We start from the raw sequence: 9,750 nt of genomic DNA on the forward strand, positions 1-9,750 counted from the left end.
CTCGCGGCGCGCAACCTTGGCTGGGTGAATGTCGGGAGTTACGAGAAAATGACGATGGAGACCAACTACATGCAGACGATCGCGCTTGTCGACGATGACCGGAATATTCTGACTTCGGTATCGATCGCGCTCGAAGCCGAAGGCTACCGGGTCGAAACGTATACGGACGGCGCTTCCGCGCTTGACGGGTTGATCGCCCGTCCGCCGCAGCTCGCCATTTTCGATATTAAGATGCCACGCATGGACGGCATGGAGCTTTTGCGGCGCCTTCGCCAGAAGTCGGACCTGCCGGTCATCTTCCTCACCTCCAAGGATGAAGAGATCGACGAATTGTTCGGCCTGAAGATGGGTGCGGACGACTTCATCACGAAACCCTTCTCGCAGCGCCTTCTGGTGGAACGCGTCAAGGCCATCCTGCGCCGCGCCAGCAGCCGCGAGGCGTCCGCCGCAACCGGCAGCGTGCTGAAGCCGACCGCCGATCAGCAGGCGCGCACACTGGAGCGGGGGCAGCTCGCCATGGACCAGGAACGCCACACCTGCACCTGGAAGGGTGAGCCGGTGACGCTGACGGTCACCGAATTCCTCATCCTGCATTCGCTGGCGCAGCGGCCGGGCGTGGTGAAAAGCCGCGACGCGCTGATGGATGCCGCCTATGACGAACAGGTCTATGTGGACGACCGCACCATCGACAGCCATATCAAGCGCCTTCGCAAGAAGTTCAAACTGGTCGATGGCGACTTCGATATGATTGAAACGCTTTATGGCGTAGGATATCGCTTCCGCGAAGCGGCTTGAAGAAGCCGACTCGCGCAGAAGGGACCACCCAATATGGGGGTGGTGAGGACTTGAATACGTGTTGAAGAAAACGCCGGAAACCGTCTCGGACAGCGACGATGCCGAAGAACGCGGCAGCGAACGCCGCCATCGTATCCATCCGCTGACGATCATCCGGCGCATTTTCGGCAATGCGGTGTTTTCCAGCCTCACGCGCCGCATCCTGTTCTTCAACGTCGCAGCGACGGTGGTTCTGGTCGGCGGCATTCTGTATCTCAACCAGTTCCGTGAAGGGCTGATCGATGCGCGCGTGGAAAGCCTGTTGACGCAGGGCGAGATCATCGCCGGCGCCGTCTCCGCTTCCGCCTCGGTCGATACCAATTCGATCACCATCAATCCGGAAAAGCTGCTCGAATTGCAGGCGGGGCAGAGCATCACCCCTGCCCCCAATGATGAGGACCTGAGTTTCCCCATCAATCCTGAACGGGTGGCGCCGGTGCTGCGGCGGCTGATTTCGCCGACGCGTACCCGTGCACGGCTTTTCGATGCCGACGCCAATCTGCTGCTCGATTCCCGTCATCTTTATTCGCGCGGTCAGGTGCTGCGCTTCGATCTGCCGCCGGTAACGCCGGAGACGCAGACCTGGGGCGACTGGTTCACCAGCATGTTCAACCGCATGCTGCAGCCGAGCAGCCTGCCGCAATATAAGGAAGCGCCTGGCGGCGACGGCTCGATCTATCCCGAAGTGATGAATGCGTTGACCGGTGTGCGCGGCGCGGTGGTGCGCGTCACCGAAAAGGGCGAGCTGATCGTTTCAGTCGCCGTGCCGGTGCAACGCTTCCGGGCGGTGCTCGGCGTTCTGCTGCTCTCAACGCAGGCGGGCGATATCGACAAGATCGTGCATGCCGAGCGCCTCGCCATCATGCGTGTCTTCGGCATCGCCACGCTGGTCAATATCGTGCTGTCGCTGCTCCTCTCCTCGACCATCGCCACGCCGCTGCGGCGGCTTTCCGCTGCCGCAATCCGCGTGCGCCGCGGGGCGAGAACCCGCGAGGAAATACCGGATTTCTCGGCGCGTCAGGATGAGATCGGCAATCTTTCGATTGCACTGCGTGAAATGACGACGGCGCTTTACGACCGTATCGACGCCATCGAAAGCTTCGCCGCCGATGTCAGCCATGAACTCAAGAACCCGCTGACCTCGCTGCGCAGCGCCGTGGAAACCCTGCCGCGCGCCAAGACCGAAGAGTCGAAACAGCGCCTGACCGAAATCATCTTCCACGATGTGCGCCGCCTCGACCGCCTGATCAGCGACATTTCGGATGCCTCGCGGCTCGACGCCGAACTGGCGCGCGCCGACGCCTCGCCGCTCGATCTGGATGTGCTGATGAAGGGTCTGGTGGATATATCCCGCCAGATAAGCACCAAGAAGAAAAGCGTGACGATAGACTATGTCGTCGACCGGAAAGCGGGCGCGAAAACCTCATTCGTGGTGAATGGCCACGACCTGCGTATCGGCCAGATCGTCACCAACCTCATCGAGAATGCGCGCTCCTTCGTTACCGAGGAAAGCGGTCGCATCACCGTGCGCCTTTCCCGTCACAAGGATCGCTGTATCGTGCAGGTGGAGGACAACGGGCCCGGCATTCAGGCCGAAGACATCGACCGGATTTTCGAGCGCTTCTACACCGACCGGCCGGCGAGCGAAGGGTTCGGACAGAATTCCGGCCTTGGCCTTTCGATCAGCCGCCAGATCGCCGAAGCCCATGGCGGCAGTTTGCGGGCGGAAAACGTGGTCGACAAATATGGCGTGATTTCCGGCGCGCGCTTCACCCTGTCGCTGCCGGCGGCCGAAACTCATGAACGCTGAACGCTTCAACCTGCACGCCACCGCCATCACCGTTCAAGACACCGGCATCCTTTTCGTCGGGCCGTCGGGCAGCGGCAAAAGCGAGCTTGCCTTCAGCTTCCTGACGGAGGCAGAACGCTGCGGATTGCCGGCGGCGCTGATCGCGGACGATCAGATTTTCGTGTATCGCGATGGCGACAACATCATTGCCGAGCGGCCGGAAGCAATCGCCGACCTGCTGGAATTGCGCGGTAGCGGTATTGTTTCCGTCAAAAGCATTGCGCGCGCTCCACTACATTTTGCGGTCACGACAGTCCTTTCAGGGACGAATCCAAGACTTCCCGAAGATGACGAGGTGTTTTCCCTGCCCTGCGGCGGGCACATCAGGCTTCTGCGCATTCCGCTTTCCAGTCTTACGCCCTATGGAAAATTTGCTGCACTTGCTCAGAATCTTTTTGAAACGAATGTGAAGTGACGATGATTCGGGCGATTTTAGGCTTGCGATTCCCATTTTCCTCATCAAGATGAAATCCCACCGATGGACAGGATTGCCGCGTTGCGATAGTCGGCAATGAGAGTGCGTGTGCAAGGGAGCATTTCATGATCGGACTAGTGCTTGTCACCCATGGCAAGCTGGCTGAGGAGTTTCGCCATGCGTTGGAGCATGTCGTCGGTCCCCAGAAATTGATCGAGACGGTCTGTATCGGTCCCGAAGACGACATGGATCAGCGCCGGCAGGATATCATCGACGCCGTTGCGCGCGCCAATGACGGCAATGGCGTGATCATCCTGACGGACATGTTCGGCGGCACGCCTTCCAATCTCGCGATTTCCGTCATGAATAACGGCAACGTCGAAGTCATCGCAGGGGTCAATCTTCCCATGCTGATCAAGCTTGCAGGCGTTCGCAGCGAAGATAATATGGACAAGGCCCTTCAGGATGCATCCGATGCCGGCCGCAAATATATCAACGTCGCCAGCCGCGTTTTGAGCGGCAAGTGAGAAGTTAGCCCATGTCGCCATTCTCCCGGGAACTACCGATCATCAACAAACGCGGCCTTCACGCCCGGGCTTCTGCAAAATTCGTGCAGATGGTCGAAGGTTTTGACGCGACGATCACGGTTTCCAAGGATGGCATGACCGTTGGCGGCACCTCCATCATGGGCCTGATGATGCTGGCGGCAAGCCCCGGCTGCAGCGTTTATGTCGAGGCAAGCGGCAATCAGGCGAAAGAAGCGCTGGAAGCACTGGAGGCGCTTGTCGCCGACCGCTTCGGCGAAGAAGCCTGAGCCGGAACCATATAAAGACATAAAGACTTCTTTATATCATCATTGCCAGATCGTTCGTGGCCTGCTAAACCGCTGCTACGTTTAAGAGCCGGACCGCAAGGTGCGGCGTTTCTGATCTGGAGAACTTCATGAGCCTTGAGAAGGACTACATCGTCGCCGATATCAACCTTGCCGCATTTGGCCGCAAGGAACTGGACATCGCCGAAACCGAAATGCCGGGCCTGATGTCCTGCCGCAAGGAATTCGGCGAAAGCAAGCCGCTGAAGGGCGCACGCATCACTGGCTCTCTTCACATGACGATCCAGACCGGCGTTCTGATCGAAACACTGAAGGAACTCGGCGCGGACATCCGTTGGGCGTCCTGCAACATTTTCTCGACGCAGGATCATGCAGCGGCCGCCATTGCTGCAGCCGGCATTCCGGTATTCGCCGTTAAGGGTGAAACCCTGACGGAATATTGGGAATATACCGACAAGATCTTCCAGTGGGCCGATGGCGGCCTCTCCAACATGATCCTCGACGATGGCGGCGACGCCACCATGTACATCTTGCTCGGCGCACGCGCCGAAGCCGGTGAGGATGTTCTGTCCAACCCCGGTTCGGAAGAAGAGGAAATTCTCTTCGCGCAGATCAACAAGCGCCTCAAGGCTTCGCCTGGCTGGTTCACCAAGCAGCGCGACGCACTGAAGGGCGTCACGGAAGAAACGACGACCGGCGTTCACCGTCTTTACGATCTCAGCAAGAAGGGCCTGCTGCCCTTCCCGGCGATCAACGTCAATGACAGCGTCACCAAGTCGAAGTTCGACAACAAATACGGCTGCAAGGAATCGCTGGTGGACGGCATTCGCCGCGCAACCGACGTGATGATGGCCGGCAAGGTTGCCGTGGTCTGCGGTTACGGCGATGTGGGCAAGGGTTCTGCCGCCTCGCTGCAGGGCGCCGGCGCCCGCGTGAAGGTCACCGAAATCGATCCGATCTGCGCGCTTCAGGCCGCCATGGATGGTTTCGAGGTCGTTCGTCTGGAGGACGTGGTTTCCTCCGCCGATATCTTCATCACCACCACCGGCAACAAGGACGTGATCCGCATCGAGCATATGCGCGAGATGAAGGACATGGCCATCGTTGGCAATATCGGCCACTTCGACAACGAGATTCAGGTCGCATCGCTGCGTAACCTGAAGTGGACGAACATCAAGCCGCAGGTTGACATGATCGAGTTCCCGAAGGGCAACCGCATCATTCTTCTGTCCGAAGGCCGCCTGCTGAACCTCGGCAACGCCACCGGTCACCCCTCCTTCGTCATGTCGGCCTCCTTCACCAACCAGGTGCTGGGCCAGATCGAGCTCTTCACCAAGCAGGGCGAATACAAGAACGAAGTTTACGTGCTTCCCAAGCACCTCGACGAGAAGGTCGCGCGCCTTCATCTCGAGAAGCTCGGCGTACGCCTGACCGAACTTTCCGACCTTCAGGCAGATTATATCGGCATCTCGAAGGAAGGTCCGTTCAAGGCCGAACACTACAGATATTAATTTCATAGTTAATATCCACTGAAATTACACAATATCTAGATGCCGTGCGCTTGACAAAGCGTGCGGCATCTTTTTTGCGCGCTCCCTTTTCGCAGATTTATGAAGGCGGTATTGTCATCAGACTTGATTCGGACACGCCAAAGGGCGGCGGGGACGAAATGGGATGTCTTGTCGAAGATGCGGCACATAGGACGGAGACAGACCGGGGATGTCGGTTCAAAATTCGGATCTGCGCAAGCAGACAGTTCAACGCGTTGAAAACACGCATGCGAGCGTGGCATTGAGCGCGGCTCTTGCGCGTTGCCGGCAGGTCGTCAGTGCGGTTCAGACAGGCTTTGCGAGGCTTCCTGTCCTGATGTCGGGCACGGTTCTGGCCGGCTCCGCAAGCGTGGCGCTGGCGCAGGACGGGCTTGTGGCAAAGACCGGCGCGCGGTTGTTCTCATCCGGAGAAACCATCACCTATTCGCTTTTCGTCGGCATGCTTTCGGCAACGCTGTTTTCCGTCGTCTGGCTGGTGCGCCAGCGCGGTAATATCGAGGCGGAAAGTAGCGAATACCGACAGGCGCTTGCCCAGTCCCACCACAAGATCGCGAAATACGAGGCGCTGATTTCCGACAAGAGCCGCCGCATCGTCGTCTGGGACGGTGCGGACAAGCGGCCCGAATTTCTGGGACAGCTGCCGGCCGAGACGGGTGTGCCGCTGGCGGATCAGGATTTTCTGGCCTTTGGCCGCTGGCTGAAACCGGCATCCGCAAGCCAGCTTGAAAAATCCATCGAAAAACTCCGCAGCCATGCCCAGAGTTTCGACCTGACCATCGAGACGCAGCGCGGCGAAGTCATTGAAGTGCAGGGCCGGGTTTCCGGCGGAAACGCCTTTGCGCGGTTTATTGCCCTCAACAATCTGCGCGCCGAACTCGCTGAATTGCAGGTGGAGCGCGAGCGCCTGATCGCTTCCGTCTCGACCTTTCAGGAACTTCTCGATTCCATCGAGCAGCCTGTCTGGCGGCGCAATGGCGAAGGTGACCTCATCTGGGTCAACCACGCCTATGCGCAGGCGGTGGATGCCCGTGACACCGAACAGGCCGTTCATGAAAAACGCGAACTGCTGAACACGGTTACCCGGCAGAAGATACGCGCGGCCGCGACACCGGAATCGCCCTATCACGACCGTATTTCGACGGTGGTTTCCGGAAACCGCACCTTCTTTGACGTCGTCGACATCAAGACGGCGGGTGGGTCTGCCGGCATCGCCATCGATGCCACCGAGGCCGAGACCATCGGCGAGGAACTCAAGCGGGTTCTGAAGAGCCACGCCGAAACGCTCGATCATCTGGCAACGCCTGTCGCCATTTTCGACGGCCGGCAGCGGCTGCAATTCTATAATCAGGCTTTTGCGGCTCTCTGGGGTCTCGATCTCGTTTTCCTCGAATCCAGCCCTGACAATTCCGAGCTTCTGGACAGGCTGCGCACCGCCGGCAAATTGCCGGAGCAGCTGAACTGGAAGAACTGGAAGGAGACGGCGCTTTCCGTCTACCGTTCGCTGGATACCAAGACTGATCTCTGGCACCTGCCGAACGGCCAGACGCTTCGGGTCATCGCAACTGCCCATCCGCAGGGCGGCGCGACCTGGGTCTTCGAGAACCTGACCGAGCAGGTCGATCTGCAGATGCGCTACAACACGCTGGTAAAGGTGCAGGGCGAAACCATCGACCATCTGGCCGAAGGTGTGGCCGTGTTCGGCGCCGATGGGCGCATTCGCCTGTCCAACCCGGCATTCCGGGCGCTCTGGGGCGTGACTGCGGAACAGGCTGAGACCGGCACCCATATCCGCGCCATAGAAACCGCCTGCACGCAATCCTATGACAGGCCGGACGGCTGGCGCGCCTTCAGCCAGTTCATTACCAGCTTCGACGATGAGCGGCCGTCGCGGCAGGGCACGCTGGAACTGCTTTCCGGCCTCGTGCTCGACTACGCCATCATTCCGCTGCCGGACGCGCAGACCATGCTGACCTTCGTCAACATGACCGACAGCGTGCGGGCCGAGCGGGCGCTGAAAGAAAAGAACGACGCGCTTCTGAAGGCCGACGAGCTTAAGAACGATTTCGTGCAGCATGTTTCCTACGAGCTGCGCTCACCGCTGACGAATATCATCGGCTTCACCGATCTCCTCAAGACACCCGGCATCGGCCAATTGACGGAACGGCAGGCGGAATATCTCGACCATATTTCCACCTCATCCTCGGTGCTCCTGACCATCGTCAACGATATTCTCGATCTCGCGACCGTCGATGCCGGCATCATGCAGCTCAATTATTCGGAAAACGATCTGAACGAATTGCTTGAAGACGTTTCCGTGCAGATCGCCGACCGGCTGCAGGAGAGCGGAATTTCGCTCGAGATCGTTGCACCCGCCCATCTCGGCAGTCTGGTGGCCGATCATCAGCGGCTGAAGCAGATTCTCATCAAGCTCCTGACCAATGCTATCAATTTCGCACCCGAAGGTTCCTCCGTGCAGCTTTCCTGCCAGCGCAGCGAAGGAGACTTCGTGTTCTCGGTCGCGGATAAGGGTCCGGGCATTCCTGAGGACATGCTGAAGAGCGTGTTCGACCGCTTCGCGACGCGCGGCAATGGCGGGCGGCGAACCGGTGCGGGGCTTGGTCTTTCCATCGTCGAAAGCTTCGTCAGCCTGCATCATGGCACGGTCAGCATCGACAGCCGGCCCGGCAACGGCACCATCGTCACCTGCCGCATTCCTTCCGGCACACGGCCGCATTCCATCGCCGCAGAATGAGCGAAGACATCTTGCCGATCACCATTCCCCTTGCGGGAGAAAAGGACACCATCAGGCTCGGTGAAGACCTCGCGCTGGCTTTGAAACCCGGCGATTGTCTGGCCCTGATCGGCGATCTCGGCGCCGGCAAATCGACGCTTGCCCGCGCCTTCATCCGGGCAATGGCGGACGAGCCGGATCTTGAAGTTCCGAGCCCCACCTTCACGATCGTCCAGACCTATGCCGCCCGTAATCCAGTCGCCCATCTCGATCTCTACCGGCTTTCGGATGTTTCGGAACTGGACGAACTCGGCATCGATGAGATGCTGGAGGATGGCATCTGCCTGATCGAATGGCCGGATATGGCCGTCGAAATCCTGCCGCCGGAACAGACCGTCACGCTCCGGCTGACGCATTCCGGCGAAGGGCGGCTCGCCTCCATCGAGGCTCCGGCAAAGCTGAAAGCACGACTTGAACGGGTTTTCGCCATCCGCGCGTTTCTCGCAAAAAATGGCAGGGGCGACGCGGCCCGGCGTTTTCTGAGCGGTGACGCCTCAACACGAGCCTATGAGACCGTTTCCACTGACGGCCCGGACCTTATCCTTATGGATTGGCGCCGTCCCCTCAAGGGTGCAATCATTGCGGATGGCAAGACCTACGCGGAAATCGCCCATCTTGCCCAGGACGCCCGCTCCTTCGTTGCGATCGGCAACTATCTTCGAAACAACGGCCTTTGCGCCCCTGAGATTCTGGCGGCGGATATCGATCAGGGTATTCTATTGCTGGAGGATCTGGGGCGGGATGGCGTACTTGCGCCTGACGGAACGCCTATGGAGGACCGCTATCTCCAAAGCGTCGCCTGCCTTGCCGCACTCCATCAGGCCCCGCGACCTGGCCTGCTGCCGGTGGGTGACGGCAGCGCCTATGAGGTTCCCCCGTTCGACCGTCAGGCGATGAAAATTGAAGTCTCGTTGCTGGTGGAGTGGTATCTGCCCTACAAACGCGGCACACCGCTCTCCGATGACGAGAAGAACGACTATTACGCCCTGTGGGACAGGCTGATCGACGCGCTCGCTGGCTGCGAAACCGGCCTTCTGCTGCGCGATTTCCATTCGCCAAATATTCTCTGGCAGGCACAGAATAACGGCATCCGGCAGGTCGGCCTGATCGATTATCAGGACGCGATGATCGGCCCGAGCGCTTACGATCTTGCCTCCATCGTGCAGGACGCCCGTGTCACCATCTCACCCGAATTGCAAGCGCGCCTGCTTTCGCACTATCTCGACAGCAGGAGAAGCGCGCCCTCTTTCGATGAGGCTCTTTTCCTCAAGGCTTTCGCCATCATGTCGGCGCAACGCAACTGCAAGCTCGCCGGTATCTGGGTGAGGCTGTTGGAACGGGACGGAAAACCCGGTTATATGAAACATATGCCGAGGACGTTCCGCTATCTCAGTGCAGCGCTTTCGCATCCGGAACTCGCACCGCTCAAAGACTGGTGCCTGCGCATGGGCATGGAATTCGACGACTGAAAGACGGTTG

General features: G+C 59.4%; 8 protein-coding genes. All 8 read left to right on the forward strand.

Going from position 1 to position 9,750, the window contains the following annotated elements; all coding sequences use genetic code 11:
• Nucleotides 1-69 precede the first annotated feature (69 nt).
• The 8 genes from chvI (at nucleotide 70) to tsaE (ending at nucleotide 9,740) form a co-directional block, all read left to right on the forward strand.
• Entirely contained in the window at nucleotides 70-795 is a 726-nt protein-coding gene (chvI, locus tag BTE54_RS09310; RefSeq protein ID WP_003505377.1) for a two-component system response regulator ChvI, read from the forward strand.
• Nucleotides 796-853: 58 nt separating this feature from the next.
• On the forward strand, nucleotides 854-2,644 hold the full coding sequence (gene chvG, locus BTE54_RS09315; RefSeq protein WP_078052255.1) for a two-component system sensor histidine kinase ChvG: 1,791 nt from the start codon (nucleotides 854-856) through the stop codon (nucleotides 2,642-2,644).
• A complete protein-coding gene (locus tag BTE54_RS09320; protein WP_065656804.1) occupies nucleotides 2,634-3,098 on the forward strand; it encodes a serine kinase in 465 nt (154 codons plus the stop codon). The genes chvG and BTE54_RS09320 overlap by 11 nt, the downstream gene beginning before the upstream one ends.
• Before the next feature lie 125 nt (nucleotides 3,099-3,223).
• A complete protein-coding gene (locus tag BTE54_RS09325) occupies nucleotides 3,224-3,625 on the forward strand; it encodes a PTS sugar transporter subunit IIA (protein ID WP_003505374.1) in 402 nt (133 codons plus the stop codon).
• Between the two features lie 11 nt (nucleotides 3,626-3,636).
• A complete protein-coding gene (locus tag BTE54_RS09330) occupies nucleotides 3,637-3,912 on the forward strand; it encodes an HPr family phosphocarrier protein (RefSeq protein ID WP_003521181.1) in 276 nt (91 codons plus the stop codon).
• A gap of 128 nt (nucleotides 3,913-4,040) precedes the next feature.
• On the forward strand, nucleotides 4,041-5,441 hold the full coding sequence (gene ahcY / locus BTE54_RS09335; RefSeq protein ID WP_078052256.1) for an adenosylhomocysteinase: 1,401 nt from the start codon (nucleotides 4,041-4,043) through the stop codon (nucleotides 5,439-5,441).
• Between the two features lie 208 nt (nucleotides 5,442-5,649).
• Nucleotides 5,650-8,232: a PAS domain-containing sensor histidine kinase gene (locus tag BTE54_RS09345; RefSeq protein WP_078052257.1), complete on the forward strand. Its 2,583-nt coding sequence runs from the start codon at nucleotides 5,650-5,652 to the stop codon at nucleotides 8,230-8,232.
• The gene (tsaE, locus tag BTE54_RS09350) at nucleotides 8,229-9,740 is read left to right on the forward strand and encodes a tRNA (adenosine(37)-N6)-threonylcarbamoyltransferase complex ATPase subunit type 1 TsaE (RefSeq protein WP_078052258.1); all 1,512 of its coding nucleotides are present in this window, start codon (nucleotides 8,229-8,231) and stop codon (nucleotides 9,738-9,740) included. Before BTE54_RS09345 ends, tsaE begins: the two co-directional genes overlap by 4 nt.
• Nucleotides 9,741-9,750: the final 10 nt, after the last annotated feature.

Origin of the sequence: Agrobacterium sp. YIC 4121 (assembly GCF_002008205.1) — a bacterium.
Classification (GTDB): domain Bacteria; phylum Pseudomonadota; class Alphaproteobacteria; order Rhizobiales; family Rhizobiaceae; genus Agrobacterium; species Agrobacterium leguminum.